This window comes from Nonomuraea sp. B19D2, from assembly GCF_040137845.1.
Classification (GTDB): Bacteria; Actinomycetota; Actinomycetes; order Streptosporangiales; family Streptosporangiaceae; genus Nonomuraea.
This window is the reverse complement of record NZ_JBEFAK010000041.1, coordinates 16,683-30,247: the sequence shown is the minus strand read 5'-3', so window position 1 is coordinate 30,247 and position 13,565 is coordinate 16,683. Positions and strand designations below refer to the sequence as shown.

At 71.6% G+C, this 13,565-nt stretch carries 16 protein-coding genes; 7 read left to right on the top strand and 9 right to left on the bottom strand.

All coding sequences use genetic code 11. The annotated features are described in order from the left end of the window. Window positions 1-11: 11 nt before the first annotated feature. From fdxA to ABN273_RS45510, 4 genes are read left to right on the top strand one after another with little or no spacing between them, the layout of a single operon-like run. On the top strand, window positions 12-341 hold the full coding sequence (fdxA, locus tag ABN273_RS45525; RefSeq protein ID WP_349455818.1) for a ferredoxin: 330 nt from the start codon (window positions 12-14) through the stop codon (window positions 339-341). 5 nt (window positions 342-346) lie between these two features. After that, window positions 347-1,195, top strand: coding sequence for an amidohydrolase family protein (locus ABN273_RS45520; RefSeq protein ID WP_349455817.1), 849 nt, complete (start codon window positions 347-349; stop codon window positions 1,193-1,195). Between the two features lie 3 nt (window positions 1,196-1,198). Next, window positions 1,199-1,726, top strand: coding sequence for a gamma carbonic anhydrase family protein (locus ABN273_RS45515; RefSeq protein WP_349455816.1), 528 nt, complete (start codon window positions 1,199-1,201; stop codon window positions 1,724-1,726). A gap of 11 nt (window positions 1,727-1,737) precedes the next feature. Further along, window positions 1,738-2,271 carry a DUF6158 family protein gene (locus ABN273_RS45510; RefSeq protein ID WP_349455815.1) on the top strand — a complete coding sequence of 178 codons (534 nt, stop codon included), beginning with the start codon at window positions 1,738-1,740 and terminating at the stop codon, window positions 2,269-2,271. A 23-nt stretch (window positions 2,272-2,294) separates the two neighbouring features. On the opposite strand, the gene ABN273_RS45505 is transcribed toward ABN273_RS45510, so the two are convergent. From ABN273_RS45505 to ABN273_RS45495, 3 genes are all read right to left on the bottom strand, one after another. After that, window positions 2,295-3,029 (bottom strand): enoyl-CoA hydratase/isomerase family protein, encoded by a 735-nt coding sequence (locus tag ABN273_RS45505; protein WP_349455814.1) that lies wholly within the window; start codon window positions 3,027-3,029, stop codon window positions 2,295-2,297. Window positions 3,030-3,216: 187 nt separating this feature from the next. Continuing rightward, complete coding sequence (locus ABN273_RS45500; RefSeq protein ID WP_349455813.1) at window positions 3,217-4,095, bottom strand: ABC transporter ATP-binding protein; 879 nt, start codon at window positions 4,093-4,095, stop codon at window positions 3,217-3,219. Between the two features lie 12 nt (window positions 4,096-4,107). Further along, window positions 4,108-4,728: a TetR/AcrR family transcriptional regulator gene (locus tag ABN273_RS45495; RefSeq protein WP_349455812.1), complete on the bottom strand. Its 621-nt coding sequence runs from the start codon at window positions 4,726-4,728 to the stop codon at window positions 4,108-4,110. Between the two features lie 160 nt (window positions 4,729-4,888). On the opposite strand from ABN273_RS45495, the gene manA reads away from it, so the two are divergent. Both manA and ABN273_RS45485 read left to right on the top strand, forming a co-directional pair. Then, window positions 4,889-6,061: a mannose-6-phosphate isomerase, class I gene (manA, locus tag ABN273_RS45490; protein WP_349455811.1), complete on the top strand. Its 1,173-nt coding sequence runs from the start codon at window positions 4,889-4,891 to the stop codon at window positions 6,059-6,061. A 55-nt stretch (window positions 6,062-6,116) separates the two neighbouring features. Further along, window positions 6,117-6,515 (top strand): flavin reductase family protein, encoded by a 399-nt coding sequence (locus ABN273_RS45485; protein ID WP_349455810.1) that lies wholly within the window; start codon window positions 6,117-6,119, stop codon window positions 6,513-6,515. Window positions 6,516-6,536: 21 nt separating this feature from the next. Here ABN273_RS45485 and ABN273_RS45480 read toward each other — a convergent pair whose 3' ends face one another. Further along, complete coding sequence (locus tag ABN273_RS45480; RefSeq protein WP_349455809.1) at window positions 6,537-8,141, bottom strand: FAD-dependent oxidoreductase; 1,605 nt, start codon at window positions 8,139-8,141, stop codon at window positions 6,537-6,539. A gap of 94 nt (window positions 8,142-8,235) precedes the next feature. On the opposite strand from ABN273_RS45480, the gene ABN273_RS45475 reads away from it, so the two are divergent. Beyond that, a complete protein-coding gene (locus tag ABN273_RS45475; RefSeq protein WP_349455808.1) occupies window positions 8,236-8,814 on the top strand; it encodes a helix-turn-helix domain-containing protein in 579 nt (192 codons plus the stop codon). A 132-nt stretch (window positions 8,815-8,946) separates the two neighbouring features. Here ABN273_RS45475 and ABN273_RS45470 read toward each other — a convergent pair whose 3' ends face one another. The 5 genes from ABN273_RS45470 to ABN273_RS45450 form a co-directional block, all read right to left on the bottom strand. Continuing rightward, entirely contained in the window at window positions 8,947-10,368 is a 1,422-nt protein-coding gene (locus ABN273_RS45470; RefSeq protein WP_349455807.1) for a serine hydrolase domain-containing protein, read from the bottom strand. 214 nt (window positions 10,369-10,582) lie between these two features. Further along, a complete protein-coding gene (locus ABN273_RS45465; RefSeq protein ID WP_349455806.1) occupies window positions 10,583-11,059 on the bottom strand; it encodes a VOC family protein in 477 nt (158 codons plus the stop codon). A gap of 103 nt (window positions 11,060-11,162) precedes the next feature. Continuing rightward, window positions 11,163-12,056, bottom strand: coding sequence for an ABC transporter permease (locus ABN273_RS45460; protein WP_349455805.1), 894 nt, complete (start codon window positions 12,054-12,056; stop codon window positions 11,163-11,165). Further along, on the bottom strand, window positions 12,053-12,646 hold the full coding sequence (locus ABN273_RS45455) for a TetR/AcrR family transcriptional regulator (RefSeq protein WP_349455804.1): 594 nt from the start codon (window positions 12,644-12,646) through the stop codon (window positions 12,053-12,055). The genes ABN273_RS45460 and ABN273_RS45455 overlap by 4 nt, the downstream gene beginning before the upstream one ends. 63 nt (window positions 12,647-12,709) lie before the next feature. Continuing rightward, window positions 12,710-13,537 (bottom strand): hypothetical protein, encoded by an 828-nt coding sequence (locus ABN273_RS45450; RefSeq protein WP_349455803.1) that lies wholly within the window; start codon window positions 13,535-13,537, stop codon window positions 12,710-12,712. Window positions 13,538-13,565 lie beyond the last annotated feature (28 nt).

The window sequence follows — 13,565 nt, the reverse complement described above, 5'->3', positions numbered from 1 at the left end:
AGGAGATCCACATGCCGTACGTCATCGCCGCACCCTGCATCGACGTCATGGACAAGTCGTGCGTCGAGGAGTGCCCGGTCGACTGCATCTACGAAGGGGACCGCAAGCTCTACATCAACCCCAAGGAGTGCATCGACTGCGGTGCCTGCGAACCTGTCTGCCCCGTCGAGGCGATCAGCCAGGACCGGCGGGTCGACCCCGAGCACGCCGGCTTCGTCGAGGACAACCGCCGGTTCTTCGTCGAGGTCCTGCCGGGCCGCGACGCGGCGCTCGGCGCGCCCGGAGGGTCGCACAAGACGGGCCGCATCGGCGTGGACACCCCCATGGTCGCGGGCAGGTAGGGGGCATGCTCGACGGCATCCGGCTCATCGACGCACACGTCCACGTGCCGCTGCTCGGCACACTCAAGCCGGCCTGGCTGAGCTGGGCCCGCGACTTCGGCCAGGACGGCATCATGGAGGACGTCTGGGACGCCGGCGGCAGGCCCCGCCCGGCCCGCCTGGACGAGCTCTTCGCCGCCCAGGGCGTCGACGTCGCGCTGCTGTTCTGCGAATACAGCCCCAAGGCGACCGGCATGCAGGCGTTCGAGGACCTGCTGCCGATCGTCGAGCACAACCCGGACCGGTTCCGCCCGGTCGCCAACGTCAACCCGCACCTGCACTTCCCCGTAGCCGCGGAGCTGCGCCGCCAGCTCGACCTCGGCGCCGCCGCGCTCAAGCTGCACCCCGTGCACGGCGGGTTCCGCTGCGACGACCCGGCCCTGTACCAGGCGTACCACGTCCTCGAGGAACGCGGCGTCCCGCTCGTCGTGCACTGCGGCACCAGCTCCTTCCCCGGCGCCGCGAACGAGAACGCCGACCCGCGCTTCCTCATCCCCGTGGTGCGCGACTTCCCCGGCCTCAACGTCGTGCTCGCCCATGGCGGGCGCGGCTGGTGGTACGACGCCGCCGCCTTCCTCGCCCTGTCCAACGACACCGTCTGGCTGGAGCTGTCCGGCCTGCCGCCCAAGCGGCTGCCCGAGTACTACGCGCGGCACGACCTCGCCCGCCTGGCCCGGAAATGGATCTTCGGTACCGACTGGCCCGGCGTGCCCGGCATCGCCGCCAACGCCCGCGCCGTCGCGGGCCTGCTGCCTGACGAGGTGGCCGCGGCCGTGCTCGCCGGGAACGCGACCCGGGTGTACGCGGGGGTATGACAGATGCCCGTCTACGCCCTCGGCGACCAGGTGCCCCGGATCCACCCGGACGCCTACGTGCACCCGGACGCCGTCGTCATCGGCAGCGTCACCATCGGCGCGGAGTCGTCGGTATGGCCGACGGCGGTGCTGCGGGCCGACTTCGGCCGCATCGAGATCGGCGAGCGCACCTCCGTCCAGGACGGCACCGTCCTGCACACCACCGAGCAGTGGCCCACCGTGATCGGCAGCGACTGCGTCGTCGGGCACAACGCCCACCTCGAAGGCTGCGTGGTCGAGGACCGCTGTCTCATCGGCTCGGGCGCGGTGGTCCTGAACCGCGCCGTGGTGCGCACGGGCTCGGTGATCGGCGCCCAGGCGCTCGTCCCCGAGGGCTTGGAGGTGCCGGCCGGCCACATGGCCCTCGGCGTGCCTGCCCGGCCCAGGCCGTTGGACGACGACGTGCAGAGCGAGTGGATCGATCACGGCGTGCGCGAGTATCTCGGCAACGCCAAGCGCTACCGGCACGAGCTGCGCAGGCTCGATGGTTAAGGAATGACACCATGACTGACGACGTCCACGGCCGGCCGGCCGCCGAGCTCAGCGACGCGGAGCTGGAACGGCAGGGGACCCAGGCGCACGCCACCCGCAACTGGGTCTTCCTGCACGGCAGCGCCGAGCAGTTCGCCCGCCACACCACCCGCATGCTCGAACTCGAACGGGAGTACCTGCGCCGCCATCCGAAGCGGACCTGGCAGGGCTCTGGCGGCGCGGGAGGCAATCGCGACGCCACGGCCGACGCCTGGCGCGAGACGGTGCTCGGCATCATCGAGCAGCTCACGATGCTGCTCGAACGGCCCGGCCCGCAGCATGACAGCGGCCCGGCCGCGGCCGACCCGGTGCAGGCCTTCCTGCGGCGCATCGCCGACTGCGGCGGGCGGATGCACAAGCTGGAGGCGCACCAGGCGGCCCGCGAGGCCGGGCTGGAGCGCGCGGCGGTGGCCGACCTGTACAAGGCGGACCCGCCGCTGCTCATCACCGAGGGTCACGACCGGGTGCTCACCGACGCCGGCCGCGCCCACCTGGGCACCGCCTGATCGCCTGCGATCAGGCGACGTCGTCAGCGGCGCCGCTCCAGGAACGCGGTCATGCGCTCGTGCTTGTCCTCCGTCTCGAACAGCACGGCCTGCGCCACGTCGTCGAAGCGAGGATGGGCGCCAGGCGGCGCGGCGAGGGCGAGCTTGGTCAGGCGCAGCGCCAGCGGCGCGTTCCTGGCGATACGGGCGGCCAGCCGGTCCGCCGCCGCCAGCAGCTCCTCCTCGGCGACCAGCTCGTTCACCAGCCGGACGGCCAGCGCCTCCTCGGCGGACACCACCTTCCCCGCGAGCAGGACCTCCTTGGCCAGTGGCTCGCCCACCAGCTCGCGCAGCCGCCAGCAGGCCCCGGCGGCGGCCATGATGCCGAGCCCCGCCTCCGGGTTGCCGAACCGGGCCCGCGGGGTCGCGATGCGGAAGTCGCAGGCGTACGCCAGCTCCGCGCCGCCGCCGAGGGCCGGGCCGTCGATCGCGGCGATCGTGGGCAGCGGCAGCCGGGCGATCCGGTCGAACAACCCGCTGTTGATGCCGGCGAGGGCATCCTCGCGGCGGCGCTCGCGCAGCTCCCGGATGTCCGCGCCCGCGGCGAAGACCCCGTCGGACCCCGTGATCACCATGATCCGCGGCCGCCGTTCCAGCTCGGCGCACACGTCATGTAGGTCGGCGACCATCGCCGCGTCGATCGCGTTACGAACGTGCGGGCGGTCCAGCCGGACCAGCATGCGATCCGGCCCGTCCTCCACCTTCAACGTGTCGTTCATCGCAGGCTCCTCCGGTCCAGAGATGCACTACACACTCGTAGCGCTTCGGAGCATAAGCGTAGAACAAATCATGGCTCACCACCCCTGTCCGCGCAGAAAGGCGGCGCACCGCCGGGTCCAGTCGCCCACGACGGGGTCCGATTCCGCCAGTCCCAGCCCGTGCCTGCCGCTGGGATAGACGTGCAAGTCAACGCGCGGTCTCGTAGTGGCGCAGGAACAGCTCCTCCAGCGTCGGCGGCCGACTGACCAGGCTGCGCACGCCCGATTCCGTGAGCCGGCGCAGCGCCTGGTCCAGCGCCGGGCCGTCCACCGTGAACCGCACCCGCCCGGCATCGGCGCTGAGGTCGTGCACCCCGGGCAGCCCGGCCAGCCCGTCCGGCGGCCCCGCCAGCTCCGCCTCGATCGAGGTGCGGGTCAGGTGCCGCAGCTCCGCCAGCGTGCCCGTCTCGACCGTCCGGCCGTCACGGATGATCGTCAGCCGGTCGCACAGCGCCTCCACCTCGCCCAGGATGTGGCTCGACAGCAGCACCGTACGCTGCTCCTCCCTGACGCACTCCCGGAACACCTCCTCCATCAACGGGTCGAGACCGGAGGTGGGCTCGTCCAGGATCAGCAGTTCCACGTCGGAGGCCAGCGCGGCCACGAGGGCCACCTTCTGCCGGTTGCCCTTGGAGTACGTGCGCGCCTTCTTGCGCGGGTCCAGGTCGAACCGCTGCAGCAGGTCCGCCTTGCGCCGCTCGTTCAGGCCGCCGCGCAACCGCCCGAGCAGGTCGATCGCCTCGCCGCCCGACAGGTTGGGCCACAGGGTCACATCGCCCGGCACGTACGCCAGGCGCCGGTGCAGCTCGGTCGCCTCCGACCACGGATCGCCGCCCAGCAACCGGGTGGTGCCCGCGTCGGCCCGCACCATGCCCAGCAGGATCCGGATCGTCGTGCTCTTCCCCGCCCCGTTCGGACCCAGGAATCCGTGCACCTCACCGGTGCGCACGGTGAGATCGAGGCCGTCCAGCGCCCTGGTCGCCCCGAACGTCTTCACCAACCCCTGCACAGCGATGGCGTCCGCCATGGTGATGCTCCTTCACGTGATCTGGCCCCGGTCGAGGGCCGTCCTGGCCTGTGCGGCCTCTTCGGGGCTGAGCAGGGCATGGGAGTAGATGTCCAGCACCACCCGCATGAGCTTGACCTGCCCCTCCGGGCTGGCCAGGTCGACGCCGAGGCCGCGCTCGACGTGCTGGCGGAGGACCGTGGGCGCCAGCGCCATCGCGGCGATCATCGTCGAACGTGACCGCGCGTCGACATCCGGCGGTTCTTGGCGGCTCTTGTCGGCCTCCGCGATCCACTGCTCGCCGATGTCGACCATCTCGTCGAACAGCGGTGCCGCCCAGCCCTCCGTCAACGCCCGCGCCAGATAGGGCTGGTAGGGCCCCATCACCGCGACCGGGTTCAGGCCGCCCCGGGGGTCGCGCGCGGCCTCTTCGTGCAGCTTGCGGATCACCTTGATCAGGTGCTCGTCACACGCCTCGCGCAGCGCCTGCTTCGAGCCGAAGTGGTGGCGCACCAGGCCCAGCGACACGCCCGCGGCCTCGGCGATCTCGCGAATCGTCGCCCGTTCGAAGCCGTGCTCGCCGATATGCCGCATCGCCGCGTCCCTGATCCGCGCACGCGCCGTGAGGTCTTCGGGGTCCGGTACGGTCGTCATCCCATTCCTCTGTATAGCCAACTGTTCATACGCAAAGCAGACTATACCCATGTATAGCGGCGCTGCAACGTGCCGTCACCGGCGTCGCGAGCAGAGGCCCCGACTACGCACATCAGCCCGTCCCGCTCTACGCTCCATGACGACGATTGGAGCAACCCCCGTGCCACAGCCCGACACCCCACCGGCCCCCGCGCCCATGCGCCTGACCACCGCCATCCGCCCCTACGACTGGGGCTCGGTCACGGCCCTGCCCCATCTGTTCGGCACCGAGCCCACCGGCCGGCCGCAGGCCGAGCTCTGGATGGGGGCGCACCCCGGCGACCCCTCCACCGTCGCCGGCACCCCGCTGAACGAGCTCATCACCCACGACCCCACCGCCACCCTCGGCGAGCCCACCGCCGTCCGCTTCGGCCCTGCACTCCCCTACCTGCTCAAGGTCCTGGCCATCGAACGCCCCCTCTCCCTCCAGGTCCACCCCACCACCGCGCAGGCCGAGGCCGGGTTCGCCGACGAGAACGCCCGCGGCGTCCCCATCGACGACCCGGCCCGCACGTACAAGGACGCCTCGCACAAACCCGAGATGGTCTGCGCGATCACCCCCTTCCACGGCCTGTGCGGCTTCCGCGACCCCGCCACCACCGCCGAACTCCTCGACCGCCTCGCACTGCCGGACCTTCGCCCCTGGACCGACATGCTTCGTGCGGGCAAGCTCCGGGAGGTGTTCGCGCAGATGCTCGACGACGCCAACCGGCCGCTCCGCGCCCAGGTCGAGCAGGCCCTGCTCGCCCTTGACGACGACCCCGACCTGGCCGGCTACGGCGACCTCGCCCGCGCCTGCCCCGGCGACCCCGGCGTCACCGCCGCACTCCTGCTCCACCACGTCAACCTGCTCCCCGGCCAGGCCCTCTACCTCGGCGCCGGGGTCCCCCACGCCTACCTCGGCGGCATCGGCGTCGAGATCATGGCCAACTCCGACAACGTGCTGCGCTGCGGGCTCACCACCAAACACATCGACGTGGCGGAGCTCATGCGCATCGTGGACTTCACCCCCTCGCAGCCGCACCTGGTGCGGCCGGAGGAGGACGCACGCGGCGAGCACCACTACCGGCCGCCGGCCCCCGAGTTCGCCCTCACCCGCTACGACCTGGAGACTCCCCATTCGGTGCCCGGGGGCGTCCCCCAGATCGTCGTCTGCATCGACGGCGAGGCCCACCTCGGCGACCTGACCTTGCGGCCGGGCGAGTCGGCGTTCCTCCCGGCGGCCGTCGCCTCGGTGCGGCTCTCTGGCAAGGGGACGGCGTATCGCGCCCTGCCGGGCGCCTTTACAATGTAGATCTGCCGGTACGTTTCGCTCATGGTTTGAACGTCCCGTTCCTAGGCTCCCTGGTATGAACGCCGTGACTGCCGCCACTCATGTGACCATCGAGCTGAGCATCCTGTACTTCGGGACGCCGGTCGTCCTGCTCTCCACGGAGAACCCGGACGGGACCTTCAACCTCGCCCCGATGTCCTCCGCGTGGGCGCTGGTGCGGCCGCCGCGCGTCGCCGAGTGCCCGATCCAGTTTGAGGCGCGGGCGGAGCGGGTCGGGCATGACGTCTCGGGGTCGTTCGTCATCGCCGAGGCCGTCGTCGGGAAGGTGCACGCGGACCCGCGCATCGTCGTGCCGGGCACGCAGCACGTGGATCCGGGTGCGTGGAGCCCGCTCATCTACAACTTCCGCCACTACTTCGGCCTCGGCCCCGAACTCGGCCACTCCTATCGCAGCCAGACGCCCCGTACCCGGTAGGGACGCGCGGGCGGGGACTGCTCAGCGCGGTTCGCCGGGCAGCCGCCTGATCTTGAGCACGTTGTCCATCCGGGTGCCGGGGTGGCCCTCCGGCCCGTTCAGGGTGCGCTCGTACTCCTCGCTGACCTGCACCTCCCACTCCCCCTCCGGCAGCTCGAGCGCGTCGAGAACCTCCCGCGGCGTGGGGAAGTGCACGTCGAAGGGCGGATTGTGCTCCCAGGACGGCCATCCCGCGTGCCCGACCACCAGCAGCACCCCGCCGGGGGCGACGGCCGACGCGGCGGCGCGCAGGATCTGCTCGCGCGGCAGGTCGCGGGGAGAGTGCAGGAAGCAGGCGGAGACGAGGTCGAACGCGCCCTCGGGGAAGGACACGGCGAGGTCGTGCCGCTGCCACTCGATGCGGCCGGCGACCCCCGCGCTCGCGGCGTGTCCGGCGGCGCGTTCGAGCGCCACGTCAGAGACGTCGACCGCGGTGACGCGCCACCCCCTCCCGGCCAGCCAGACCGCGTCGGCGCCCTCGCCGCACCCGAGGTCCAGCGCCGTGCCGGGCTCGAGGTCCGTCGCCTCGCGGACCAGCATGACGTTGGGGTTCCCGCTCCATATCTGCACGCTCTGGGCGTAGCGAGCGTTCCAGAACGCCTTGTCGGACTCGTACGACTCGTGGGAGCCGTGGGACCGGGCCCGGGCGGCGACGGCGTGGCGGGTCTCCTCGGCGATCAGGTCGGCGTTGATCGCCGCCGCCGCCCGTACGGCCGCCGCTGCGGCGCCGATGACCTGCTCGGTCAGGTTGGTCACGTTCCCGGCCACCCACACCCCCGGCACGCTGGTGGCGCCCGAGGGGTCGGCGGGCACGCGGGTGCCGATCACGTACCCGAACGTCTCCTGCTCCTCCACCGCCAACCCCAGCCCCGCGAGCAGGCCCGCGCGGGCGGTCAGCCGGGTGGCGGCGGCGAGGGCCCGGCACGGAACCACCCGGCCGTCGGCGAGCCGCACCCCGGCGAGCCGGTCGTCCGTCACCTCCAGGCCCGTCACCTTCCCCTCGACCACGGTGACGCCCCTGGCGGCGAGCTGCTCGCGCTGTTCCGCGTCGAGCTCGGGCGCGGTGTGCAGGAAGAGGGTCACGTTCGTGCTCCACTGCCGCCACAGCAGCGCCTGGTGAACGGAGAGCGGACCCGTGCCCAGCACCCCGATGGCCTGGTCGCGTACCTCCCAGCCGTGGCAGTACGGGCAGTGCAGCACGTCCCGCCCCCACCGCTCGGCCAGGCCCGGCACGTCCGGCAGCTCGTCCACCAGTCCGGTGGTCACCAGCAGCCGGTCCGCCTCGACCGCGGACCCGTCGTCCAGCACTACGCGGAAGCCCCCGCTGTCGAGGCGCTCGGCGGTCTCGACGGTGCCCGTCACGATCTCGCCGCCGTACCCGATCACCTCCTCGCGACCGGCGGCCAGCAGCTCAAGCGGCGAGACGCCCTCGCGCGCCAGGTACGTGTGCACGCCCTCGGCGGGCGCGTTGCGCGGCCGCCCCGCGTCGACGACCAGCACCTTCCGCCGCGCCCGGCCCAACGTGAGCGCCCCGCTCAGCCCGGCGGCCCCGCCGCCGACGACCACCACGTCGTACTTCGCGTCCATCACGCGTCTCCTCTCGCTCGTTGCGACTGCGCCACTGTCCGCGAACGACCGCCAGGTTGACAAATAACATTGCCGAAATGGCAAAGTGGGTCGCATGGACCTCGACGACGTGCTCCAGTCCGTGGGCCCGCGGCTCCGGGCGCTGCGCCAGGAACGCGGGGCGACGCTGACGCAACTGTCCAGCAGCACCGGCATCTCCGTCAGCACCCTGTCCCGCCTGGAGTCCGGTCAGCGCAAACCGACCCTGGAGCTGCTCCTGCTGCTGGCCCGGGCGCATCAGGTGCAGCTGGACGAGCTGATCGACGCGCCCGTGACCGGCGACCCCCGGGTGCACATGCGCCCGATCAAACGCCACGGCATGACGTACATCCCGCTGAGCCGCCGGCCCGGCGGGGTGCAGGCGTTCAAGCAGATCCACCCGCCGCACTGGCCGGGATACGAGCCCCAGCAGCAGGTCCACGAGGGTTACGAGTGGCTGTACGTCCTGTCGGGGCGGCTGCGGCTGCTCCTCGGGGAGCACGATGTGATCCTCACGCCGGGCGAGGCGGCGGAGTTCGACACGAGGACGCCGCACGCGTTCACCAACCCCGACGGGGAGCCCACGGAGGTCCTGGCGCTGTTCGGGCCGCAAGGGGAGCGCATGCACGTCCGTGCCCGCCCCGCCGCCCGCTGAACCCACTCCTTCGACCACCATTCCGTCCGGCAGGTGGTCCTGGTCGGCGTGGGAGGATCACGCCCGCGGGTCCGGAGTCCAATGAGTACGGCACGGCTGGCCACCGGGCCATGGCTGAGGCCGTCGACCGGTCTACGAAATGGCGGTAGCCGCTCGCATGACCGCCGCTGCCAGCCGGTTGTTCTCAGGGGCGTAGAAGCCGAAGGCGGCCCGGCGGCGGGTGTAGCCGTAGGCGACGCCGCCGCGCGGATCGGCGAACGCCTCCGATCCCGCCGAGCCGTCGTGGCCGAAGGCGTTTGCGCTGAGGAACGGGTAGGACAAACCCTCGGCCTTGAATCCGACAGCGTAGTGCGCCCGATCCCCGCCGACGAGGTCCTTCCCCGTGGAGTGGATCATGGAGAACTCAGCCAGGGTGTCCGGCTTCAGCAGCGGTGCCCGACCATCCACCTCGGAGATGGCGGCCGCATAGAGCGCCGCCAAGCCCCGGGCGCTGCCCACGCCGCCGCCCGACGCCTGACCGAGCGCCCGCACCACCCGGTGGTTGGGGAAGTCCAGCACGTCCGCGACCTGGAAGACGCTCAGGTTGTAGGACATGCCGCCGATGCTGTGCGGACTCGGCGTGTTGTTCGCCGCGAACGCCTCCAGCATCTCGGGCGTGGCCAGCCACGGCAGCACGTCCAGATAGCGCTCTTCGAGCGCTTCTGGCAGGCCGAGATACAGATCCAGCCCGTACGGCGCGCGGATCCGCTCCTCGTAGTGCTCCTGGATCGACTGGCCGGTGACCCGCCGCACCACCTCGCCGACGATGGCGAAGGTCACGAAGCCGCCGTAGCCGTAGGCCGTACCGGGCCTCCAGAGCGGCCGCTGTCCCGCAATCCGCGCAGCGATCACCCGGTCGTCGGCGATCTCTTCCAAGGGGAGCCCGCCCTCCACGCCGACCAGCCCGGAGCGGTGCGTGAGCACGTCCCTGAGCGTGATCCCGCCCTTGCCTCCTGCCGTGAACTCCGGCCACGAGCGGGCCACGGGCTCGTCCAGGTCGAGCACGCCATCCTGCACCAACAGCGCCACCGTCAGCGTCGCGGCACCCTTGGTCGAGGAGAAGACGCCGGTGAGCGAGTCGCCGGTCATCTCCTCGCCCGCCCACAGGTCAACCACCTGCCGGCCATGCACGTAGGCCGCCAACTGCGCGCCCGGACCTCCCGGTTCCTCAGCCACGACTGCGGCGAACTCCTCCCGCACCTCCTCGAAGCCCGCCGCCACGCTTCCCTGGACCAGTATCTCGTTCAATGTCGTGCTCTCTCTTGTCGATCGATTACGACGCCATCCCCCAGGGGGCGCGTCCCTCACCGCACTGACGGAACGCGGCCAGAGAACGTGACCGCTGCTGAGCCCCTTTTCCGACGGCGGCGGGATCATCTCGACGGCCCCGTTGACCACCATGCGACGGAATGCGTCCCCGCGCACATGCACCGACCTGAGCAGCCGCTCGGCCAGCGCCTGCGCGACGGTGGACTTGCCGGTGCCGACCAATACCGAAATCGCATAACCAGACATGCCCCAAGTCAACGGCCTGCCCAGGTCACGGACCCTACCTGTGCCGCTCGCGGCCATTTCTCAGCGTCTATGGTGAGAGGGATGGACGTGTTCGCCCGCTTGATGGACGGGGTGCGGGCGCGGGGCGCCCTGTTCGGCCAAGCGGTGCTGGAGCCGCCGTGATCGCCGCGGGCGCCCCGCGGGGGGTCATGGGCCCGGGGCGCCCGGACGGGGGTCATGAGTCCGGGAGCTGGTCTGCTTCGGTGCCGAAGCCGTCGAGCGTCTGGCGGTCCTCGAGGGTGCGCAGTTCCTGGAACACCGTGATGTGCAGGCCCGCGGGCGCGTCCAGCCGCGAGTTCAGCGACTCCCAGGGCGTGACCGTGGGCGGCGCCACCTCCGCCGCGCCCGCCGACACCAGTCGCCCGGTGGTGGCGCGCGCGTCGTCCACCTCGAACGCCACCCGGATCTTCGGCGCCACCTGACGTCCCACCTCGACCTCGTCGATCATCTTCTTCTGCGCCGGGTTCGCGATCTCGAGCGTGGCCCGCCCGGCGTCCAGGATCACCACCCGCGCACCGTCCCCGCCGGAGAACGCGGCCTGCTCCGACAGGCCCAGCACATCCCGGTAGAACGCGACCGCGGCCTCGTAGTCCTCGGCCTCCACCACCAGCCGGAGCTGGCGGACCGGGCGGTCTTCGTTGGGCGTGGTCATGGCATCTCCTCCGGGGAAACAGGGACGTTCGTTCCTCTGCTCCAACCCACCGGCCCCGCCCGTTCATCCGTTGCTCGCGGCCCTCGTTTCACTTCCGGTCCGCTCAGCCTCGCCCGTAACGGTCTTCAGCCCACCAGAAGTACCAGAACCCGACGATCAGCGCGAACACCGCCCAGAACACGCACGACACCCACACCGTCCGCGGCGGGTCGTGGCTCTCGATGAGGAGGTCACGCATCCACTCGATGTAGGAGGCCGCCGGGTTCAGGTACATCACCGTGGCCACCCATTCCGGCAGGCCTGCGCTGTTGACGACTTTGTCGTGGATGGCGAAGAACACCCCGGACGCGTACAGCCACGTGCGCATGATGAACGGCAGCAGCTGGTTCAGGTCGCGCAGCGAGGCGCCCACCCTGGCGAGCACCAGCCCGGCCCCGATGTTGAACGACGTCTGCAGCAGCAGCACGATCGGCATCATCAGCCAGAACCACGTGAGCGGCTCCCCGGTGAGCAGCACGATCAGCAGCAGCACGCCCATGGAGATGGCCAGCTGCTGCAGCTCCTGGATCGTGTACGCCAGCGGCAGCGACGCCCGCGGGAAGTGCAGGGCGCGGATCAGCGACAGGTTCCCGGAGATCGACTTGGCGCCCGCGGTGACGGTCCGCTGCGTGTACGTGAAGACGAACATCCCGGTGAGCAGGAACGCCGGGTAGTTGTGCACGTTCTTGCTGCCGCCCAGGATGAGACCGAACATCACGTAGTAGATGGCCGCGTTCAGCAGCGGGGTGATGACCTGCCAGAGCTGCCCCAAAGCCGAGCCCGAGTATTTGGAGACGTTGCGCGAGGTCGCGTACGTCAGGACGAAATGCCGCCGCTCCCACAACTGGCGCGCGTACACGGGGAGCCTTGGCCGCGCGATGGCGGGGCGCAGCCCGTACCTCCTGGCGAGCTCGGCCAGCGACCCGCTCTCCGGCGAGGCGTTCTCCAGTTCGCTCATGAGCACCTCGTCTCGTGGGGCCGCAGTGTCTCGTCGAGGGCCTCGCGCATCGCGTCGGGCAGCGGCCTGCCGCCGGTCAGCGCCCACAGGATGAGCACGCCGTTGTAGGTCACCTGGACCGCGCGGGCCAGCCTGGGGACGTCCGGCCGGCCCGCCAGCTCCTCCGCCGCCACCGCCTCGGCCAGCAGGCCCGAGATCTCGTCGCACGTGCGGCGGGCGTGGGCGGCGGCGTGCTCGCGGAACTCGGGGTCGGTCAGGTCGAGTTGCAGGAAGCCGAGGCTGTTGGCCAGTTCCTCGGGCGTCGCCACGCCTTGCGAGAGGCTGACGAGGGCGGCCCGCAGCGCCTCCAGGGGCGAGTCGTGCTCCTGGCGGGCCCGCTGGAACGGCAGGCCGGCGGTCTCGGCGGAGTGCGCCGCGAACGCCAGCAGCAGCCCCCGCTTCGACCCGAACCGCTGCACCAGCGTGGCCGGGGACAGCCCGGCCTCCTGGGCGACGGCGGCCAGCGTGAGCCCCTGAGGGCCGTGCCGGCCCAGCGCGCGGGCGGTGGCCTGGAGGATCGCCTCGTCGCTGGTCGTACGCGGCCTGCCCATGCTGGTGCCTCCCGACAGTTAACGAATGCTCGTTCATAAACTAGCGGGTCGCGAGCCGCGCATTCAGGACATTGCGAGGGTCACGCCGGTCACCGCGAAGCGTTCGACGGCCGCCAGATGTCCGCCGGTGGAGGCCACGATGGTCAGCGTCCGGCCCGGCGGCGCCGTGAAGGAGACCCGGGCCGACCACGGCGAGTTGTTCCCTCCGGCGCTCACGCAGCACGTCTCCCCCACCGGCGAGGCCGAGCCCGGCCGGCGCACCTGGACCCTGATGCTCTCGTCCACGCCCGAGATCCGCCCTCCCACGGTCAGCGGGGACCGCACGGCGGCGCCGTATCCGGGCCTGGTGAGCGAGAGCGAGGTGTCGTCCGTGCCGACCACCTCCCAGGGGGCGTCCCTGCCCGAGCCGTACCTGACCAGGTGCACGACGGCCGCGACCAGCGGTCGCGGCCCCTCCTCGCCGCGGTAGGCGACGTGCACCCGCGCGTGGGCGCCCTGCTCGACGGTCTTGGCGACCCGGTCGATCTCGGCGAAGCCGAGGTAGTCGCGGGTGAAGGCGAGCGCGGTACGGCGCGCGTCGAGGTGCCACGCCTGACGGCCGTCCTTGCGGTACGCGCGCCGCCACGCCGCCACCTCGTCCGGGTTGGAGAACGGCCACAGCGGCTGGTAGCGACCGGCGACCAGGCCGTCGCGGGGGCGGGACGCGCCCGTCGATCCGGTGGGCGAGGCGGTGGGCGCGGGCGGCGACATGGTGGTGCTGGTGGAGACCGTGGCGTTGGTCGGGGCGGTGGCGGTGGTCGTGGCTCGCTGTGCTCCGGCGTCCCCGCAGCCGGCGGCGGCCAGCCCGAGCACGACCAGCACCGGCAGGACATGCCGGGCGAGGGGTTTCATATGGCGCCTCCTGGCAGTGCGATCATGC

Coding starts and splice junctions, on each gene's coding strand:
- fdxA (WP_349455818.1), top strand. CDS start 12: ATGCCGTACGTCATCGCCGCACCCTGCATCGACGTCATGGACAAGTCG.
- ABN273_RS45520 (WP_349455817.1), top strand. CDS start 347: ATGCTCGACGGCATCCGGCTCATCGACGCACACGTCCACGTGCCGCTG.
- ABN273_RS45515 (WP_349455816.1), top strand. CDS start 1,199: ATGCCCGTCTACGCCCTCGGCGACCAGGTGCCCCGGATCCACCCGGAC.
- ABN273_RS45510 (WP_349455815.1), top strand. CDS start 1,738: ATGACTGACGACGTCCACGGCCGGCCGGCCGCCGAGCTCAGCGACGCG.
- ABN273_RS45505 (WP_349455814.1), bottom strand. CDS start 3,029: ATGAACGACACGTTGAAGGTGGAGGACGGGCCGGATCGCATGCTGGTC.
- ABN273_RS45500 (WP_349455813.1), bottom strand. CDS start 4,095: ATGGCGGACGCCATCGCTGTGCAGGGGTTGGTGAAGACGTTCGGGGCG.
- ABN273_RS45495 (WP_349455812.1), bottom strand. CDS start 4,728: ATGACGACCGTACCGGACCCCGAAGACCTCACGGCGCGTGCGCGGATC.
- ABN273_RS45485 (WP_349455810.1), top strand. CDS start 6,117: ATGAACGCCGTGACTGCCGCCACTCATGTGACCATCGAGCTGAGCATC.
- ABN273_RS45480 (WP_349455809.1), bottom strand. CDS start 8,141: ATGGACGCGAAGTACGACGTGGTGGTCGTCGGCGGCGGGGCCGCCGGG.
- ABN273_RS45475 (WP_349455808.1), top strand. CDS start 8,236: ATGGACCTCGACGACGTGCTCCAGTCCGTGGGCCCGCGGCTCCGGGCG.
- ABN273_RS45470 (WP_349455807.1), bottom strand. CDS start 10,368: ATGTCTGGTTATGCGATTTCGGTATTGGTCGGCACCGGCAAGTCCACC.
- ABN273_RS45465 (WP_349455806.1), bottom strand. CDS start 11,059: ATGACCACGCCCAACGAAGACCGCCCGGTCCGCCAGCTCCGGCTGGTG.
- ABN273_RS45460 (WP_349455805.1), bottom strand. CDS start 12,056: ATGAGCGAACTGGAGAACGCCTCGCCGGAGAGCGGGTCGCTGGCCGAG.
- ABN273_RS45455 (WP_349455804.1), bottom strand. CDS start 12,646: ATGGGCAGGCCGCGTACGACCAGCGACGAGGCGATCCTCCAGGCCACC.
- ABN273_RS45450 (WP_349455803.1), bottom strand. CDS start 13,537: ATGAAACCCCTCGCCCGGCATGTCCTGCCGGTGCTGGTCGTGCTCGGG.